A 17136-nucleotide genomic window follows, 5' to 3' on the forward strand; every position below is an offset into this window, starting at 1 on the left:
AGATGACTTCTCGGACAGCCCCTGTTTTATGGTCAAACCACTTATAAAAAAATTCAATAAATAAGATCGTCTCTTATTTGTATCCCATTTTGCATGCAAAAATCTCTATACTTTTGTAATACCGAATAGATATCATCTTGTCCCACAATATGATTATTTTCATCGAAATACTGAAGTGACCCGCCTAAAATAAACAATGTTATGACCTCTTCTTCTTCCGTAATGAGCGTATGTATGTCTCCAGGCGGTTCAAAAACAAATGTTCCTGGGGTAGCTACCCAATTACGCCCTTCATACCTCCATTTGCCCTGTATGTTGTACCCGATTACGGACCCGCCTGTATGCCTATGTTTTCCTAATACTTGGTTACTATTGATTTTGAAAAGGTAAATCCAGGTACCCGTATTAAGGTCGAAGCGTAAAGGCTTAAAATAACAAGAATGATTGTCTGTGAAAGGAACCCAAGGCAACTCTTCAATATTTACAACTCTCTCTGGCAGTTGGAATTTTTCAGCAAGCTGTATTACGGACTCTTGAATAATGTCGTCCATCATGAAGCACCTGCATTCTGAAATGAGTTGCTGGACAAACAGCACGAGGAAACCAGCATACTTTACTTATTCGTGGTTGTGTTTACGCATTCCTTGCTGTCCAAAAGCATTCTGCGTTTCGTTTCATTGCATGCAGCGATGGACAACAACGAAAAAGGTGGCGCAGAACTTGGCTCTGCACCACCTTTCATCTTGTTGAGACTGTCTTTAATTACGGCTGATTAGATCCAAGCCTTCAGATGGACTTGACGAATAAACTCTTCGCGAGTTTGCGGTTCGCCTTCGTTGTCTTCTTCTTGCACAGGTTCTTCCCCGCCGTTCATGATCCGATGGAACAGCTCCGCATTGTGGGTCGCCAGCGCAAAATCGATCAGCGCTTCCCGCTCCAAACGGTCAACCTCTTGCTTGATCAGCACTTCCTCCAGCTCGATATCAGCCGCAGGTACATAGAAATTCCGGTTTGCTTTCGGAACCCGGATCACGTAATCGAACGCGTTATCCGCATTGCGATCATAAGCAATTATATAACCATACTCCCCAACCGGGAGGGTCTGTTCAAATAAGTCCGAAATAATAATGATACGTTGGCCAAGCTTATACATTAGCGTCTCACTCCTGTCACCAATACCCATACTCTATGACTCTACTCTATCCTACTAAAATTCAGTACGGAAGTCCAATAGATGAGAATGGTTATTGATTATCCAGTGATGGACGGCGCCGTAGTGACCGAGCGGCGATTGCCATTATGGCAATCATGGCGCCGATTGCGACGCAGACAGCCAGCCACGGGCTGTCGCTCCCGCTTGGCGAAGCGGCGGCGTATTGCGTGTAAGCCAGCTTCGGCAGCATGCCCGGGCTAGCCGCAAGCGCCTGCGGAAACGCGGAGGCTGTAAGCGCGAGCACGGCTGCTGTGCCGAGCGCGCATGCCGCCGCTGCTGCCCCGCTGCGCAGCAATGCGCTAAACAACAGCGTGAGCGAGCCCGCTAAGCACAGCCACAGCAAGAACAGCAGATAGGCGTAGAGACTGCTCCGCCAATCAACGGTTTCGAACAATGCAGCTGTGTAATACCATGCGGCGCCGAAGCCGCCTACGAATGCGAGTGTAACCAGCACGAGCATGGCTGCCCATTTGGCCGAGACGAATGATAGATACGAGATCGGTTTCACTAGAATCATCGCGGTCAAACCACTCGTTCGCTCTGCCGAAATACTCCCCATGACCGATAAAGCTAATACCAGCAGTCCGATCGTGTTAAACTGCTGCAGCGTTTGGGCCATGACTTCATTCGCTGAAGGATGCGGAATTGAAATGATTGCTCCTTCCGGCAAATTCCCGGCATGAGCAAGAATATCCGGCAGAAAATACGTGGAAAGGGGCTGCATCGCACCAAATAAGATGTAGACGAGCGGTACCCAAACCAATTTGTAGCTGCGCATCAGCTCTGTCCATTCTTTGCCGAAAAGCACGAGCCACCGGTTCATACGCTCTGCACCGCCTTCATAAATAAGTCCTCCAGTGTCGTCGACCCGAATTCCAGCTTGGTCACTGGTATTCCTCGATCCAGCAGCTGTTGTAGAACGGTCTTTCTGGCTTCGTCGATTTGGTTATGAGGCACCCAAAGCTTGACTGCGTTTCCGCCGGGCTGGAGCTCTGCGGAATGAAAGAGCTCTTGCGGCGATGATGATGACGAAATCCATTGTGCCAATGCTTGCCGCGCACTGTCGGTATTCTCTACTACAATCAGCAGTACCGGTTCACGATGGGCAGCGCGAATATCATGAATCGATCCGCTGATGACAATGCGGCCGCTCTTCATGATAAGCACGTCGTCGCATAGTTCTTCAGCGTCATGCAGCACATGCGTGGAGAATAAAATCGTCGTCTCCTGCTTCAGTTCCCCTAGCAGTTGCATGACTTCTCTGCGGCCAATCGGGTCAAGCGCGGAAACCGGCTCGTCCAGAATAAGCAGCTTCGGCCGATGAATGAGCGCCTGCGCCAGTCCGAGGCGCTGCTTCATCCCGCCGGAATAACCGGCGATTCGCCGCTTGCCGGCATCGGCAATGCCTACTCTCTCCAGCAATTCGGCGCTGCGAGCAATGGCTTCTCGTTTGGACAGTCCGCATAAGCCTGCTGCGTAGCGAAGAAATTCAGCGCCGGTCATCCAGCCGTGAAAAGCCGGTGTCTGTGGCAAATAGCCGATAAGCGCTCTATGATCATCGCCCTCCTTAAGATCTCGAAAGCGGACGCTTCCTGATGATGGTTCCAGCAGACCGCTTAGAATGCGAATGGTCGTTGTTTTACCTGCTCCGTTGGGACCAAGCAGTGCGGTACAGCGACCTTCCCCAAGTGTGAAGCGAACATCCTGCAGGGCGGATGTGGATCCGCTGAATATTTTGCTTAGCCCTTCTACCGCCACGAGTCCCGTCATGAAGACTGCTTCCTGCCGAAGAGGAAGAACAGCACCGCTCCGAACAGATTAATGAAAATAATGATGAGCACCCACATCCACTTTGGTCCTCTTGTTTCGGAAGCACGCGCGCAAGCGACAAGCGCCGTCACCATCAAGACAAGCTGTACGATCGCAATCGGCAATAGGATGGTCATAAGCTGTGTTGTCGTTAATTGATCCATGTTTGCAATCCTCCTTAGCTCTTTCTTCGCTTCGACCAGTTCACCCTAACGATCAATAAGTAACAGATCAGCGGCATCGGACACTGAATAAGTCCCCATATCCCCCAAAACCACGGATAACGGCTCCGTTTCTTCGCATCCGCAAATAACCAGGAGGATTGGCACAGTAAAATAACGGCAGCGCCGATTACTACAGCTATTTCCCATCCGACCATTTAGGACGCCGCCTTTCTTTGTCTCTGATCATAAACAGCAAGACGAATACAGCCCCAGCCGCAAACGCCAAGATTTGGACAGCTACGAAAATCGCGATGCTGCTCGCCCACAGCAGCAGCAGGCCGCTTAGTACAAAAGCGCTGACTAACCAGAACAAGATCAGCTCCCGCCGATAACGACTGTTCAGTTCTTTGCGGTGTTCACGAATCAGCTCTGTCATGGAGTCGGCAGACGGAATGCCCGGCTGAATGGATCGGTCCCACTCCTCCAGATGAACGCCGAGCAGCTGTTGAACTTGTTGCTCCTCTTGATTATCCGTACCACTCGGTTTATTGCGCCTTCTGCGTCTATTCATCCTCGCTCGTCAAGCTCCTTCCTCAGCTGTTTCAGTCCATTATGCAGCCTCGACTTTACCGTACCGACAGGAATATCGAGCCATGCGGCGATTTCCTCATACGCATAACCGTAATAATATTTGAGCAATATCGGCACGCGATTATCATAAGACAAGGCGCCAAGCGCATCGAGCGCATGCGGCCATTCCTGCTGCTGCATGGCGGCATCAAACCGAATGGATTGCAGCGCCTGCTCCTGCGTTTGCCACTTCTGTTCCCTCTGCTGCTTACGCATCTCATCGATGTAGCGCCTCGTTGCTATCGAAATCAGCCATGTTGAGAATTTACTTTGCTTCCGAAACGTGCCGATCTTCTCAATCGCCTTCAGCATCGTATCCTGTACCAAGTCCTCGGCCATCGCCTTGTTCATCGTAACTTTCAGCATGTACCGGTATAACAAAGTGTAATGACTTCGCAGCAGGGTCGACAGCGCATGGTCGTCGCCGCGAACTGCTCGTTTCACAAGCTGCGCTTCATCCCCCAGCTGTTCCATTCCGATCATTGTCGTTTCCTCACCCGCTGCTTGAAATAAGCCTCTTTCCTTCATTCTCGCCAATATGACGATGAAGGTTGCCCTTTTGTTCACTTGCCTTGCAAAAAAACTTCTGACTTCCTTTTGCCTCATATGAATATGTTATCACGACGCAGAAAAAGCCACCCCCTTGGATGGCCTATCCTGTGTTGTTAAACCATTTTAATTCACTTTAGCCGCAGCCGTATACCGATTCTCCGGCACTGGTAGACCCAGATTTCCGCGTAATGTATCTGACTCATATTCCGTCCGATAGATACCGCGTTCTTGGAGAAGCGGTACGACTGACTCTACGAAATCGCGCAAGGCGTCCGGCGTAGGCGCGTATAGAATAAAGCCGTCCGCCGCTTCCTCCTCGTGCCAGCGCTGGAGCAAATTCGCGACTTTCTCAGGCGTCCCTATGAACTCGCTGCGCGGCGTCGCCGTGCGAATCGCCACTTCGCGCAGCGTCAAGTTCTGCTCTCGGGCCAATTGCTTGATTTTATCCGTTCCGCTGCGGAAACTGTTTTTGCCGAGTTCCCCCAGCTCAGGGAACTGCTCGTCGAGCGGATATTGGGAGAAGTCATGGTGATCGAAAAATCTTCCGAGATATTCGAGCGCCTTATCAATCGTCACCAAATTCGCGTATTCCAAATACTTGCGCTCGGCTTCCTCTTCCGTCGACCCGATGATGGGTCCGACACCTGGCAATATCACGATATCATCACGTGAACGACCCAGCGCAACTGCGCGATCTTTTACATCCTTATAGAACGCCTTAGCCTCGTCAATATTCTCATGTCCGGTGAATACGGCGTCTGCGCTGCTCGCAGCCAATTTCCTGCCGCTCTCAGACGAGCCGGCTTGGAAGATCACCGGATGTCCCTGCTTGGAACGCGCGATATTCAGAGGTCCTTGCACGGAGAAATATTCACCTTTATGATCGAGACGATGCATTTTGGAAGAGTCGAAAAACACCCCTGATGCTTTATCCCGGACGAATGCATCGTCTTCCCACGAATCCCACAGGCCGCGTGACACCTGCAGAAATTCTTCGGCGATCTTATACCGTTCGTCATGCGTCGGATGCTCGGGTTTCCCGTAGTTTTTGGCCGATCCTTCAAGCGGGGAGGTGACAACGTTCCAGCCCGCACGGCCTGCGCTAATATGATCTAGGGATCCGAATTGACGTGAAACGGTAAAAGGTTCGCTATACGATGTAGATAAAGTGCCGACAAGTCCGATCTTGGAAGTAACCGCCGCAAGCGCAGACAGGATCGTAATCGGCTCGAACCGGTTTAGAAAATGAGGAATCGACTTTTCATTAATATAGAGACCGTCCGCGATGAAGACGAGATCGAATTTTCCCGCTTCGGCCGTTTGCGCTTGTTTCCGGTAAAATTCAAAATTCACGCTTGCATCCACGGGCACCTCTGGATGCCGCCATGCGGATACATTGCCGCCTACCCCGTGAATAATCGCGCCTAGCTTCAACTTTTTGCTGTTCGCCATGTCTAATTCCTCCCTACGTTTAGGATTGCAATAAAGCTGATTCCTTCAGCCGAAGCCGGTAGCTCTTGACTAAGATATCTCCATTCCGAAACTCCTTATCGAATGCTCTCTCGAATCCCAACCGTTCGTACAACCGAACCGCGGCATCCATAATGTCAGATGTATGCAGGTAGAGCGTGTCGGCTCCCCAATCCAGTGACAGTTTAGCGCTCTCGCGGATGAGCTCCGTTGCGATTCCGCGTCTGCGTGCTTCCCGCGTTACGCCTAGCAACCGAATAATTGGACTTTGAATTTCCAGCCCCGGCGCTCCATATGCCGTCTCCGACGACTCATAAATGAACACGCTGCCCATGATTTGTCCATCCAACTCCGCGACAAGCCTCGACTTCGTCGTCGGCGCATCGATTGCCTGCAAAATATTTTCTTTATACTGCTCCCAGCGTGCGCCATCAAGCGTAATTTCATATTGTTGATAGGCATCTAACAGAACCTGAACAACCGCATCGCGATCGGAAGACCGCGCCTGTCGAATGATTACTTTATTTTGCGAGTCTAGTTCTTCCTGCTTAATCCTTGCAATCTGCCCCAAATGGAGCTGCACATGAGTAATGAAAGACTGAATAATGGCAGCGATCGTTACGCTTTCCCCTTTGAAATTAATCCCCGTCTTGTTCCATTCTTCGATCGTCAGACGGCGAAACAATAACCGGTTATAGTTTAGAAGGTGGTTATAGAACGTCAAGATATCCGTGGCATTCCCCTCGTTCGTCTTCTGCCCCGTTACCCAGCGGTCCTGATTAAACGCAGGCAATTGCACCAACGAGTCGGACAAAATCTCGCGAATACGAAACGATACGACGATATTATGGTCGGCCAAATGGCCCAGAACTTCGGTAATGCTCCATTTATCTTCTGCCGCCTTCCAGCGCAATTGCTCATCGGACAGCCCTTCGATCGATTGCTGCAGTTGTTCGTAAGTATGCAGGTAGTGGTCAATTTGAACGAGATCTTGCAGTTTACTTTGACTCATCTATACACGCCTCCCAGACCGTTATGTCGATACTTTCAATGCACTTATGGCATCCACTGCTAACTTCTCGAAAAATAAAGCTCCAATCGACAGCGATCTTTCATCAACATCAAAAGCCGGATGATGCCACTCTTGCGGGCCTGATGTGCCTAAGAAAAAGAATATGCCCGGCGTCTCCCGTAAGTAGAAAGCAAAATCTTCCCCGGCCGGGGACGGCGCGGGCTCCACGACCGTCAAGCCCATTGATTCGGCAGCCTCGGCGGCACGCTTAACCCAGGTCGGATCGTTCACGACGGCAGGCGGGCCGGAAATCCATTTGACAGTCGCTTTCGTTTCGAGCGCGGCTCCTACACCGGCGACAACTTGCTCGACCCGCTTGCGCACGCGGTCCCGCACTCGCTCATCGAACGTGCGCAGCGTTCCGTCGAATACGGCTTTGTCCGCAATAACGTTCCAAGCCGTTCCGCTATTCAGGCGAGTCACGCTGATGACCGCGCTATCGAGCGCACTTACGTTTCGGCTGATGATCGATTGCAGCGCCGTAATAATATGGGCGGAGGCTACAATTGGATCGAGCCCCGCTTCCGGTACGGCGGCGTGAGATCCGCGACCTTCGACTTCGACGACGAACCCGTCCGCAGCCGCCATGATCGGTCCGGCTTTAATGCCAATCGTGCCAACCGGCAAGTTCGGTTTGTTGTGCAAGCCGAACACCGCTTGCACGCCTTCGAGTGCCCCGCTTGCGATGACCTGCGAAGCGCCTTTCGCCTTCTCCTCCGCCGGCTGGAAGATCAGCCTTATCGTCCCTTCCAACTCCCGTTCCCGTTGCTTTAGCAAGAGCGCTGTTCCGAGTAATACAGCGGTATGGCAATCATGGCCGCAGGCATGCATGACACCCGGAACAGTAGAAGCGAAGGGGAGCCCCGTTTCCTCTTGAATCGGCAAGGCATCGATATCCGCGCGAATGGCGATGATCGGCCCTCCACGGTGGCCGCCTATCTCGGCGACAAGACCGGTTCTCAGCGGATATTCCGCGATTCGGATATCCCACTCGGCAAGCCAGGTACGAAGGGTTGCCGTCGTCGCAAACTCTTCATTAGACAGCTCTGGATTAGCATGCAAATGACGTCTAAAAGCAACCAAGCGCTCTTGGAGCTTGTCGGCTAAATGGATACTCATCTTCGATTTCTCTCCTCATTCATAGCAGCATTAAGGTTAAACCGGCTGTTCCTCGAAGGCTTCCTTCAGCAGCTCGAAATTTCTAACTCGTTTGGTAAAATCGGGGATGATTGTCGTGAAGATCAGTTCATCCGCGTCGTACGTATCGCGCAGCTCGATCAGCCGCTTCCTTACGGTCTCTTTCGTCCCTCTCGTAATATCTGCTTCTCTGATTTCAGCCGTGTACGTCTCGCCGGCTTGCTTGGCGAATTCTTCTGCCTGCTCCAATGAACCGACATTAACCACCTTGCCGCTTGCGAGCGTTACACGAACGCTCTTGAAGTTACCCGCGAGCTCCGCAGCCTCTTCTTCGGTATCCGACGTGATGACCGATAACGCAAGAATGGCGTATGGTTCGTTACCTTTGTCTCTATTGAAATGCTCGCGATAGCTCTCGAAGGCAAGTCGAGCCGTTTCGGGATCGTTGTTGATGAATAACGCAAAAGCGTACGGATACCCTCTCTCGGCAGCCAGCTTTGCGCTTGAAACACTCGTGCCGAGCAAATAGATGTCAGCGGGCTGTACCGGCAACGGGTTGGCTTGCAACCCTGCTAGAGGATGGTCATCCCCAAACGAGCCATGGAGCAATTGTTCCAACTCTGTCAGCTTACTATCGAGCGATTCCGACTCGCCCAAGCCTTTCTGCAGCGCCTTCGTAGAACGAGGCAAGCCGCCCGGCGCGCGTCCGATGCCAAGATCAACCCGTCCCGGTGCCAATGAAGCCAGAACGTTAAAGTTTTCGGCAACTTTGTACGAACTATAATGCTGCAGCATGACGCCGCCAGACCCTACACGGATCTTGTTCGTCCGAGCGAGCAGATGCGAGATCAGCACCTCCGGCGATGCGCCGGCCATTTGTGGGGAATCATGATGCTCCGACACCCAGAAACGTTCGAAGCCAAGCTTCTCCGCCAATTGAGCCAGCTTGATCGTATTGCCCAGCGCTTCCGCCGGCGACTGTCCGGGGAAAACGATGCTTTGGTCCAAAATGCCGAATTTCAATGCCATATATCCTTCACTCCGTTCAATTAAATTGAATAAGCGCTCTCCGGCGTAATCCTCGCCAGAAATTGTTTTGTCCTGGCCTCCTTAGGCGACTGAAAAATGAGATTCGGCGGGCCTTCCTCGACGATCACGCCTTCGTCCATAAACACGACGTGATTGGCGACATCTTGGGCAAAACCCATCTCATGAGTGACGATGATCATCGTGATGCCTTCCTTAGCAATTTTGCGGATGACGGCAAGCACTTCGCCAACCAGCTCGGGATCAAGCGCAGAGGTCGGTTCATCGAACAGAATCACGTCCGGATTCAAGGCAAGCGCCCGTGCAATGCCGACGCGCTGCTGCTGTCCACCGGACAGCTGACTCGGATAGGAATCCAACTTGTTACCGAGTCCCACCTTCTCCAGCAGCTCGATGCTTCTCTGGCGAGCTTGCTCTTTCGGAATGTTCTTCACGATAACGAGCCCCTCCATCACGTTCTCGAGGGCGGTCTTATGACGAAAAAGATTATAGTTCTGAAACACCATTGCGGTTTTCCCACGCAAGGTATGGATGTCCTTCTTCAATGGTTTCCGGCAATTCACCTTAAAGTCGTCAATCGAAATCTCCCCGTCACTCGGCTTCTCCAAATAATTGATGCATCGGAGAAGCGTCGTTTTACCCGAGCCGCTTGGACCGAGAATGGCAACGACTTCGCCTTTCCGGACGGTGAGATCGATTCCTTTCAGCACTTCATTTCGGCCGAATGACTTCGATATATTCGTAAGCTGGATCATGCTACACCCCCGCGGTTATAAGCATTAATGCGTTTCTCCAGCAGCGCAGCTGCTCGTTCAATCAAAATGGTAAGGCCCCAGAAAATAAGCGCCGCGGCAAGGTACGCCTCAAAAAACTTCCAGTTCGTCGTTGCGATAATGTCTGCCTTGGCGTTCACTTCCACAACCGATACGGTAAAAGCGAGGGTGGAGCCATGCAGCATGCCGATCAAGCTGTTGGATAAATTGGGAAGCGCAGCTGCAAAGGCTTGCGGCAATACGATTCGGCGCAGCGCCTGGAAAGTGGTCATCCCGATTGAATGAGCCGCCTCCATTTGTCCTTTATTTACTGCGAGAATACCTGAACGAATGACTTCGGATAAATAAGCGCCTGCGGTGATCGAGAAGGAGAGATAAGCGAAACCGATCATGGGAATCGAAACCGAGTTGAACGACCAGTGGTACTTGTCGGCCAAACTATCGACGATCATGGGCAATCCGACATAAATAAGGAGCAGGTGAGTCAGCATTGGCGTTCCCCGAATAAACGTGACGTAAGCCGTACCAACCTGGCTCAACACAGGAATGGCAAAAATGCGTGACAGCGCAACAATCAGGCCGATGATAAATCCGCAGCCAACGGAGACGACCGTGATATAAATCGTGTTCGGAATCGCCGGAAGCAGCAGCAGAAAGGCTTGCCAGATGAAAGCAAAATCTAACGTCATACGCCTGTGCCTCCTTTACCCCATGCTACTTTCGCGTTCAACAACCGATTCAGCCCTTTTTTGCCCATAGGGAGTTTGCCTGCGGTCGTGATTGCCGTTTCATGCTTCAGCAGCCTGCGCTCCGTGTAATAGAACAATTTCTCCAAGAAGAAGCTGATGATGAAATAGATAATAGCCAAGGCGATATAGCTTTCAAACAAATGCCTGGACATCGTAGGCAGCGTCTGCGATTTCCCCGTAAGCTCCATAACGCCGAGCGTAAATGCAAGCGACGTGTCCTTCAGCGTTGCGATAACCAAGTTAGCCAGAATCGGAATCGATATGGCCAGCGCTTGAGGGAATACGATTCGCGTAAAAGCCTGGTATCCGGTCATGCCAACCGCGTAAGCCGCTTCGACTTGTCCCCGATCGACGGCGGACACCGCAGCTCGGATCCCTTCTGAAATGTAGGCTCCGCTATGCAGCCCGTAAGCCAGAATAACGAAGTACAAAGCCGACACTTTGCTTACGTCTATGTGCACGGCTTTCAGCAACTCCGGCAATCCGTAATAGATCAAGAACAGCTGAATAATAATCGGCGTTCCTCTGAAAAAAGAGGCATAGAGCTGGGAAACCCGCTGCAGCAGCGGCACCCGGTACAGCCGGGGAAGGGCGACGAGAAAGCCGACGCCCAGCCCGACCAAGATGGAGCTCGCTACGATAATCAGCGAAATCCGTATAAACGGAAGCAGCTTCCAGAAATATTCGACAACATAGGCGATATCGAATGGAGCACCCATAGACCGACCTCACCCTTTCTTGATTAGTGTCTATTTCTCAGATACGGTTGCGTCGAATCCAAGCCACTCATTGCTGATTTTGGATAACGTGCCGTCTGCCTTGATTTCCAGAATCGCCCGGTCTACTGCATCCGCCAGCGTCTGCTGCTCCGGATCGTTCTTGCGGAACAAGAACAGAATATCCGCTTCGCTAAGCTCTTTGCCGACGGTTTTCAGCTTGCCTTCCGGATCGATGATCGGCAGCACGAAGTCCGCGCCAACCGTAGCTTCTACGCGACCAGATGTAATCTGGGATAAGGCGTCATTCGCTGCTCCGCTGGAGTATACAATGTTCAGCGCATTGTCGTGCTCTTTGTTGTAGTTCTCCAGAATCGTCGCCTCGGCGCTAGTGGCAGTCGTGAATATTTTCTTCCCTTTCAGGTCGTCGAGCGATTCAATCGCATCGTTGTTGTCTTTGGAAACGATGATTTTGTTTTTCCAGTGCGCATAAGACTCTTTGTTAAACAAGTACTTGGCTTCGCGCTCTGGGTTTTTCTCGAATTCATGAGCGGCCAAATCGATTTTCTTCGTTTCCAGGCTTAGTAGAATGTTTTTGAATTCCAGTACTTGAATGTCGAACTCGTATTCGGGAAGACGCTTATCGATCTCTCTGATCAATTCAACGTCGTAGCCGGTAAGCTTACCGCTTTCGTCGACGAATGCGACCTTAGGAAACTGATTGCCTGTTCCTACGACGATTTTCTTTACTTCTTGCGGCGCTTCTGAGTCAGCTGCAGCCGTGGTGTCGGATGAGACATTGTTTGTAGCTGCGTTGCCTGCGTTATTATTCTTGGTGCCGCAAGCCGACAAGGTGAGAATCAGAATAAGACTTGCTGCCAATACGATTGTTTTTTTCATGGTAACCCCTCCGTTTTTGGTCGATCATTTAAACTTATAATTCCTAGCGGTTAAGTAAGAATTAATGTTGAGATTAACGATATCATCGCATTCAACCATCGTCTAATAGAGATTTTCAATATGTGAATCAAAAAATCCGATAATTCCTATTTACTTACTATGTTTATGAGAAAACGAAAGGGCTGACCCTGTCTCGCGACATCTAGGTCAGCCCTTTTACTGCTCGTCGAATAGGCGTTTTCCAATTTCCATGATTTCGGAAAATAATTGCGTATGCTCGCCAAGGCAGGAGATGACGTTCGTCTGCAAAGATATCCCTTCCGTCTCCGTTACCCGAAGTGGAATCAGCTTTCCTTGAGCTACCTCTCCCCGTACGCTTAATCCCGGAAGGAAAGAAATCCCTGTTTTTCCTATGACGAGCCGCTTGGCCATCTCCGAATTGTCCGTCTGAATCCGAATGTTAGGCGGCTGCTCCAAATGCTCGAATACCCGGTGAATTCTGAGCCAGTCGAGCGCTCCGCATTCGAAGAAGACGAGCGGCTGCAGAGCAATCTCTTCGACTGAAAGCTTTGTTCTCCCGATAAAAGGATGATCCTCGTAGGCATATAGAGAAATGGGGTCTTCGTAAAATTTGACGGAATGAAGGGAGGGATGATTGACTTTGCGAACGAAGCCGACGTCGACTTCCTTATTGAGTACTTTGGAGACAATTTCGTCGGTTGTGCCTGTAACGAATTTGTAGTAGATATTCGGGAATTTGCGCTGAAGCCTTGGCATCAGCTGCGGGATGATGTAGTTGGATACGGAAACCGTGCAGCCGATCCTGATTTCCTCAGGCATCTTCTTTCGGCTAATGTTCAGCTTGCCCTTCTGGTAAGTCAGCAAAAGCTGCTGCGCATACGGCAGGAAACGTTTTCCTTCTTCTGTAATCTGAATCTGCTTTCCGTTCCGGTCGAACAGCTTGCAATCCAGTTCACGCTCCAGTGATTGTATACGTGCCGTAACAGAGGGCTGGGATAAAAATAAAGCTTCCGCGGCTTTATTAAAGCTTCCGCAGTGGATGACGTACACAAACGCTTCGATATTTTCTATGTTGACGGTAACCACCTCCGGATCGACACTGCTGACCAATACATATTTAACCAATAAGATAACTCGGATTTATGATATTGTAAAGTAGAATATTTATAAAAAAAATACAGCCGTTCCACATGTGATGAGGAACAAGCCGTATTGGTTGTTAAATCGTCATCGCTCCAAAGCCGCCGTCTACGCGAATCAGCGAGCCCGTGACATAGCCCGATGCCGCCTCAGAGGCCAGCCAGACGACTGCCCCTTGCAGCTCCTTCGGATCGCCAAAGCGCTTCATCGGCGTATGGCTCATAATACTTTCCACCCGCTCCGGCGATAGAATGGCGCGATTCTGCTCCGCCGGGAAGAACCCCGGTACAATGCCGTTGACACGCACCCCGTGCGGCGCGAATTCACGCGCCAGAAACTGTGTCATGCTGTTCACGGCATGCTTCGAAGCCGAATACGTAAATACGCGAGAGAGCGGCGGCCCCGACGAGACGGAGCTGATCGTAATGATGCTTCCGCCGTGGCCGGCGTCAATCATGGATCGACCGAACACTTGGCAGGCCAGCATAACACTCTTCGCGTTGACATCCATGATACGGTCCCACTCTTCTTCGGAAATATCAAAGAACGGTGTTGCACTGTTGGTGCCGGCCGCATGCAGCAGAATATCCGCTCGACCGTTTGGCGCCCAGACTTTAATCTCTCCGAGCACGCGCTCGAGATCTGCCTTCACCGCAGCATCCGCCTCAAACAGCGTAGCACGGCCTGTTTCAAGCAGATGTGCAAGCTTCTCTTCCGCTCTTTCCTTGCTGCGGACGACAAGTGCCACATGCGCACCATGGTCAAGCATCGCTTCAGCCATGACGCTGCCGAGCGTACTTGCGCCGCCAATTAAGACCGCCGTACGGCCCGTTAAATCAAACAATGAGCTTCCGATATTGAACGCCTCCGTATGTGCGGCGGCGCACGCAAGGCTTTAGCTTTCGGCAACGAGCTGGAGCATCCGCTTCCGGTACGTCTCCGGACTTGCACCGACTGTCGTTTTGAACAGTCTGCTGAAATGCGGCAGATGGTGGAATCCTACAGCGCGGCAAACCTCCGAAACCGACTGCCTGGGCTCGAGCCGAAACATCATTTTGGCCTGATTGATCCGCCGATTATATAAGTATTTGAATACCGTTGTACCGGTAACATCTTTGAAGAGGTTGGACAGGTAAGGTTTCGTCAAATGAAGGGCACTGGCAATATGATCGAGCGTCACTTCCTCGAGGTAATGATCCTCCAAGTAAGAGATGACACGCTGGACATGCTGCTCTTTCTGGGAACGATGCTCCCGCTCATTAACCGGCTCGCTGCACCAATCCCGAATGAGATGCAGAAGCTCGATGACCCGCATGACAAACCGATTATAGGCCGTTCGCACACCAGCTTCGTTCGTCCGCTTATACAGCTGATCCATCTCAGCCAGCAGCGTTTCAAGCTCTGCTTGATCCTGCGGGCTAAGCGAAATACGGATATTCCGCAGCTCATCGAACGGCTTCAGCAGCATGGCAGCCGTATCCGCCTGAAGCACTTTATGAATATAAGCCGGATCCATATGTATAATCGTGCGGATATAAGGCCGGTGCGGTGCAGGGTTCGGACAATGAAGCGTCATTCCGTGCATGAGAATCAAATCACCGGGCTGGAGCGTAATCAGCTTGTCGCCGATCAAATAATTGCATTCGCCCTCTTGAAAATAATACATCTCATAAAAGGCATGCGAATGAAATTGAGCCCCCGGATATGGTTCATCGTTCCGGTACATGAGCTCGATCGGCTGCTGCCATTGCATCGTGAGCGGCACACAGTTCCCCTCCATTTGAGGCGCCGCGATAAGGCGCATCCTAATGAAATGATTTTACCATGTCGCACTTCTCCATTGTATAGATTCCTTTACAAACGGACGGCTTTATTTTGCGCGAGCATACAGAGCTCCGCCGCCTTAAAAGCATGTGCCTGCGTCATCGCATTCTCTGTCCGATGGAGGCAGTCGAGAATCAACTCGCCGAAATACGGGAAGCCTACCTGGCCGCCAACCGTGAGATGATGCTCTCCTTCGTGATTAACCAGATAGACATGATCACCGCTCTTGTCGCGAGCCACATCGATATATTTGCGCAGCTCGATATACCCGTCCGTACCCAGAATAATCGTCCGTCCGTCGCCCCATGTGCCAAGTCCGTTTGGCGTTAACCAGTCCACGCGAAAATAATTCGTCGCCCCATTGTCGCCAACGAGCGTCGCATCGCCAAAGTCCTCCAGCTCCGGGTAGTCCGGGTTGTTATAGTTGGCAACTTTGCTGCTCGCAACAGTCGCGTCCTTACAGCCCGCAAAGTGCAGAAACTGTTCGATCTGGTGGCTGCCGATATCGCAGAGAATTCCGCCATACTGTTCTTTGCGGAAAAACCAGTCCGGACGTGATGGTTTATTTAACCGATGCGGGCCTGTTCCGATAACCTGGACGACACGACCGATGGCGCCTTCCTCCAGCAGCTTGCCGGCATAAATCGCGCTTTCGTTGTGCAGCCGTTCGCTGTAGTAGACCATATACTTGCGCCCCGTTAACGCGGCAGCAGCTCGCGCTTCGGATAGCTGCTCCAGCGTGGTGAACGGGGTTTTGTCTACAAAATAATCTTTGCCGTGCTTCATGACCGTAACGCCAAGCGGGCCGCGATCGGACGGTATGGCCGCCGATGCAACCAGCTTCACCTGCGGATCTTCGAGAATGACTTCCGGCGAGGCCGCTGCAACCGACTGCGGATAGGTTTTCAGAAACTGCTCCACTTTAGCCGGATCGCGATCGTATACCCATTTGATCGTTGCGCCTGCTTCAAGAAGTCCGTTCGTCATGCCATAGATATGACCGTGATCGAGTCCCAGCGCGGCGAACACGAATTCACCCGGTCCAACTACAGCGGTAGGTTTCACGATCGATACCGGCGCGTAGTTCATGCCGTCGTTTCGGTTAAACTGTGACATCGCCCGCCAGCTCCTCTTCAGTCTGATAAGCCCATTGCTGTAAGTTACGGTAGCTGATTGCTAAGCTCTCGAACGGATCTCCCGGACATACATCCTGCTCGACAACGTACCACTCAACACCTGTTTCCCGACAAGCATGCAGGATGCCCTGCCAATCCAAATTGCCTTCTCCGACCTCGGCGAACACCTGCTGGTCATTCACAATAGCCATATCCTTGAAATGGACGACTTTCATATGAGCTACTTTGCGAATCCAAGAGACCGGATCAGCGCCGCCCGCTTGTACCCAGTACGTATCCAGCTCGAAGCTGAATGCCGGCACTTCGCCTGGAGCCGGAATAGAGGCTTCGAGCAGCCAGTCCATACCTGTCGCGCCTTCGAATTTCTGGAATTCGAATTTATGGTTGTGATACACAAGTTCCAGACCGGCAGCGGCCAGTCTTGTACCGATCTCACAGAGGATACCGCCCATAGTCGTATACCCTTCACGGTTATGGCGATACTCTTGCGGCAAGCCGCCTAAGCCGACATATTTGCAGCCCCAAGACAGATGCTCCGTAATAACCGCGTCCAAATCGTTAAGCAGTCGGTCATAGGAGACGTGGGTAGCGCAGATAGTTAGTCCGTGGCTGTCGCAGATGCGTTTGACTTCATCCGGCGCGATTGGTCCGATTCCGGACACTTGAACGGCTTCGTAGCCGATTTCTCTAACCTTCTTCAATGAGGCATCGAGATCCTCGGCAGTCTTGCAATAATCGCGAAGCGTATAGAGCTGCGCAGCGATTTGCTTCTTATTCAATGGG

At 51.5% G+C, this 17136-nt stretch carries 21 protein-coding genes; all 21 read right to left on the reverse strand.

Annotated elements, in window-relative coordinates:
* Positions 1-53: 53 nt before the first annotated feature.
* The 21 genes from AC506A_RS15545 to AC506A_RS15645 all read right to left on the reverse strand — a co-directional run bounded on the left by AC506A_RS15545 (position 54) and on the right by AC506A_RS15645 (position 17132).
* Positions 54-554, reverse strand: a complete 501-nt coding sequence (locus AC506A_RS15545) for a 2,4'-dihydroxyacetophenone dioxygenase family protein (RefSeq protein ID WP_495461930.1) — start codon at positions 552-554, stop codon at positions 54-56.
* A gap of 218 nt (positions 555-772) precedes the next feature.
* Positions 773-1153, reverse strand: a complete 381-nt coding sequence (locus AC506A_RS15550) for an ATPase (RefSeq protein WP_495461931.1) — start codon at positions 1151-1153, stop codon at positions 773-775.
* Between the two features lie 91 nt (positions 1154-1244).
* Complete coding sequence (locus tag AC506A_RS15555) at positions 1245-2036, reverse strand: ABC transporter permease (RefSeq protein WP_495461932.1); 792 nt, start codon at positions 2034-2036, stop codon at positions 1245-1247.
* Positions 2033-2983 carry an ABC transporter ATP-binding protein gene (locus tag AC506A_RS15560; protein WP_495461933.1) on the reverse strand — a complete coding sequence of 317 codons (951 nt, stop codon included), beginning with the start codon at positions 2981-2983 and terminating at the stop codon, positions 2033-2035. The genes AC506A_RS15555 and AC506A_RS15560 overlap by 4 nt, the downstream gene beginning before the upstream one ends.
* Entirely contained in the window at positions 2980-3186 is a 207-nt protein-coding gene (locus tag AC506A_RS15565; RefSeq protein ID WP_495461934.1) for a PLD nuclease N-terminal domain-containing protein, read from the reverse strand. Before AC506A_RS15565 ends, AC506A_RS15560 begins: the two co-directional genes overlap by 4 nt.
* A gap of 14 nt (positions 3187-3200) precedes the next feature.
* Complete coding sequence (locus tag AC506A_RS15570; RefSeq protein ID WP_495461935.1) at positions 3201-3401, reverse strand: hypothetical protein; 201 nt, start codon at positions 3399-3401, stop codon at positions 3201-3203.
* The gene (locus AC506A_RS15575) at positions 3383-3757 is read right to left on the reverse strand and encodes a YxlC family protein (RefSeq protein ID WP_495461936.1); all 375 of its coding nucleotides are present in this window, start codon (positions 3755-3757) and stop codon (positions 3383-3385) included. Before AC506A_RS15575 ends, AC506A_RS15570 begins: the two co-directional genes overlap by 19 nt.
* Positions 3754-4299 (reverse strand): RNA polymerase sigma factor SigY, encoded by a 546-nt coding sequence (gene sigY, locus AC506A_RS15580; protein ID WP_495461937.1) that lies wholly within the window; start codon positions 4297-4299, stop codon positions 3754-3756. Before sigY ends, AC506A_RS15575 begins: the two co-directional genes overlap by 4 nt.
* A gap of 192 nt (positions 4300-4491) precedes the next feature.
* Entirely contained in the window at positions 4492-5820 is a 1329-nt protein-coding gene (locus AC506A_RS15585; RefSeq protein WP_495461938.1) for an LLM class flavin-dependent oxidoreductase, read from the reverse strand.
* Between the two features lie 19 nt (positions 5821-5839).
* Positions 5840-6850 (reverse strand): GNAT family N-acetyltransferase, encoded by a 1011-nt coding sequence (locus AC506A_RS15590; RefSeq protein ID WP_495461939.1) that lies wholly within the window; start codon positions 6848-6850, stop codon positions 5840-5842.
* A gap of 21 nt (positions 6851-6871) precedes the next feature.
* Positions 6872-8029, reverse strand: a complete 1158-nt coding sequence (locus tag AC506A_RS15595; protein WP_495461940.1) for an amidohydrolase — start codon at positions 8027-8029, stop codon at positions 6872-6874.
* A 36-nt stretch (positions 8030-8065) separates the two neighbouring features.
* Positions 8066-9076 (reverse strand): LLM class flavin-dependent oxidoreductase, encoded by a 1011-nt coding sequence (locus AC506A_RS15600; protein ID WP_495461941.1) that lies wholly within the window; start codon positions 9074-9076, stop codon positions 8066-8068.
* Positions 9077-9096: 20 nt separating this feature from the next.
* Entirely contained in the window at positions 9097-9849 is a 753-nt protein-coding gene (locus tag AC506A_RS15605) for an amino acid ABC transporter ATP-binding protein (protein ID WP_495461942.1), read from the reverse strand.
* Positions 9846-10556 carry an amino acid ABC transporter permease gene (locus AC506A_RS15610; RefSeq protein ID WP_495461943.1) on the reverse strand — a complete coding sequence of 237 codons (711 nt, stop codon included), beginning with the start codon at positions 10554-10556 and terminating at the stop codon, positions 9846-9848. The genes AC506A_RS15605 and AC506A_RS15610 overlap by 4 nt, the downstream gene beginning before the upstream one ends.
* Positions 10553-11335: an amino acid ABC transporter permease gene (locus tag AC506A_RS15615; protein ID WP_495461944.1), complete on the reverse strand. Its 783-nt coding sequence runs from the start codon at positions 11333-11335 to the stop codon at positions 10553-10555. Before AC506A_RS15615 ends, AC506A_RS15610 begins: the two co-directional genes overlap by 4 nt.
* 30 nt (positions 11336-11365) lie before the next feature.
* Entirely contained in the window at positions 11366-12232 is an 867-nt protein-coding gene (locus AC506A_RS15620; RefSeq protein WP_495461945.1) for a transporter substrate-binding domain-containing protein, read from the reverse strand.
* Between the two features lie 216 nt (positions 12233-12448).
* Complete coding sequence (locus AC506A_RS15625) at positions 12449-13378, reverse strand: LysR family transcriptional regulator (RefSeq protein ID WP_495461946.1); 930 nt, start codon at positions 13376-13378, stop codon at positions 12449-12451.
* Positions 13379-13472: 94 nt separating this feature from the next.
* Positions 13473-14249 (reverse strand): SDR family oxidoreductase, encoded by a 777-nt coding sequence (locus tag AC506A_RS15630; protein ID WP_495462418.1) that lies wholly within the window; start codon positions 14247-14249, stop codon positions 13473-13475.
* Between the two features lie 39 nt (positions 14250-14288).
* Positions 14289-15158, reverse strand: a complete 870-nt coding sequence (locus AC506A_RS15635; RefSeq protein WP_495461947.1) for a helix-turn-helix domain-containing protein — start codon at positions 15156-15158, stop codon at positions 14289-14291.
* An 89-nt stretch (positions 15159-15247) separates the two neighbouring features.
* Complete coding sequence (locus AC506A_RS15640) at positions 15248-16333, reverse strand: Gfo/Idh/MocA family protein (RefSeq protein WP_495461948.1); 1086 nt, start codon at positions 16331-16333, stop codon at positions 15248-15250.
* Complete coding sequence (locus AC506A_RS15645; RefSeq protein WP_495461949.1) at positions 16320-17132, reverse strand: sugar phosphate isomerase/epimerase family protein; 813 nt, start codon at positions 17130-17132, stop codon at positions 16320-16322. Before AC506A_RS15645 ends, AC506A_RS15640 begins: the two co-directional genes overlap by 14 nt.
* Positions 17133-17136 lie beyond the last annotated feature (4 nt).

The organism is Paenibacillus sp. N22P23 (assembly GCF_059383735.1).

Bases quoted from the DNA above. Each gene is read 5' to 3' on its own strand.
- AC506A_RS15620 (WP_495461945.1), bottom strand. From the start codon at position 12,232: ATGAAAAAAACAATCGTATTGGCAGCAAGTCTTATTCTGATTCTCACC.
- AC506A_RS15550 (WP_495461931.1), bottom strand. From the start codon at position 1,153: ATGTATAAGCTTGGCCAACGTATCATTATTATTTCGGACTTATTTGAA.
- AC506A_RS15575 (WP_495461936.1), bottom strand. From the start codon at position 3,757: ATGAATAGACGCAGAAGGCGCAATAAACCGAGTGGTACGGATAATCAA.
- AC506A_RS15565 (WP_495461934.1), bottom strand. From the start codon at position 3,186: ATGGATCAATTAACGACAACACAGCTTATGACCATCCTATTGCCGATT.
- AC506A_RS15610 (WP_495461943.1), bottom strand. From the start codon at position 10,556: ATGACGTTAGATTTTGCTTTCATCTGGCAAGCCTTTCTGCTGCTGCTT.
- AC506A_RS15605 (WP_495461942.1), bottom strand. From the start codon at position 9,849: ATGATCCAGCTTACGAATATATCGAAGTCATTCGGCCGAAATGAAGTG.
- AC506A_RS15600 (WP_495461941.1), bottom strand. From the start codon at position 9,076: ATGGCATTGAAATTCGGCATTTTGGACCAAAGCATCGTTTTCCCCGGA.
- AC506A_RS15590 (WP_495461939.1), bottom strand. From the start codon at position 6,850: ATGAGTCAAAGTAAACTGCAAGATCTCGTTCAAATTGACCACTACCTG.
- AC506A_RS15570 (WP_495461935.1), bottom strand. From the start codon at position 3,401: ATGGTCGGATGGGAAATAGCTGTAGTAATCGGCGCTGCCGTTATTTTA.
- AC506A_RS15640 (WP_495461948.1), bottom strand. From the start codon at position 16,333: ATGTCACAGTTTAACCGAAACGACGGCATGAACTACGCGCCGGTATCG.
- sigY (WP_495461937.1), bottom strand. From the start codon at position 4,299: ATGATCGGAATGGAACAGCTGGGGGATGAAGCGCAGCTTGTGAAACGA.
- AC506A_RS15545 (WP_495461930.1), bottom strand. From the start codon at position 554: ATGATGGACGACATTATTCAAGAGTCCGTAATACAGCTTGCTGAAAAA.
- AC506A_RS15560 (WP_495461933.1), bottom strand. From the start codon at position 2,983: ATGACGGGACTCGTGGCGGTAGAAGGGCTAAGCAAAATATTCAGCGGA.
- AC506A_RS15555 (WP_495461932.1), bottom strand. From the start codon at position 2,036: ATGAACCGGTGGCTCGTGCTTTTCGGCAAAGAATGGACAGAGCTGATG.
- AC506A_RS15615 (WP_495461944.1), bottom strand. From the start codon at position 11,335: ATGGGTGCTCCATTCGATATCGCCTATGTTGTCGAATATTTCTGGAAG.
- AC506A_RS15595 (WP_495461940.1), bottom strand. From the start codon at position 8,029: ATGAGTATCCATTTAGCCGACAAGCTCCAAGAGCGCTTGGTTGCTTTT.
- AC506A_RS15585 (WP_495461938.1), bottom strand. From the start codon at position 5,820: ATGGCGAACAGCAAAAAGTTGAAGCTAGGCGCGATTATTCACGGGGTA.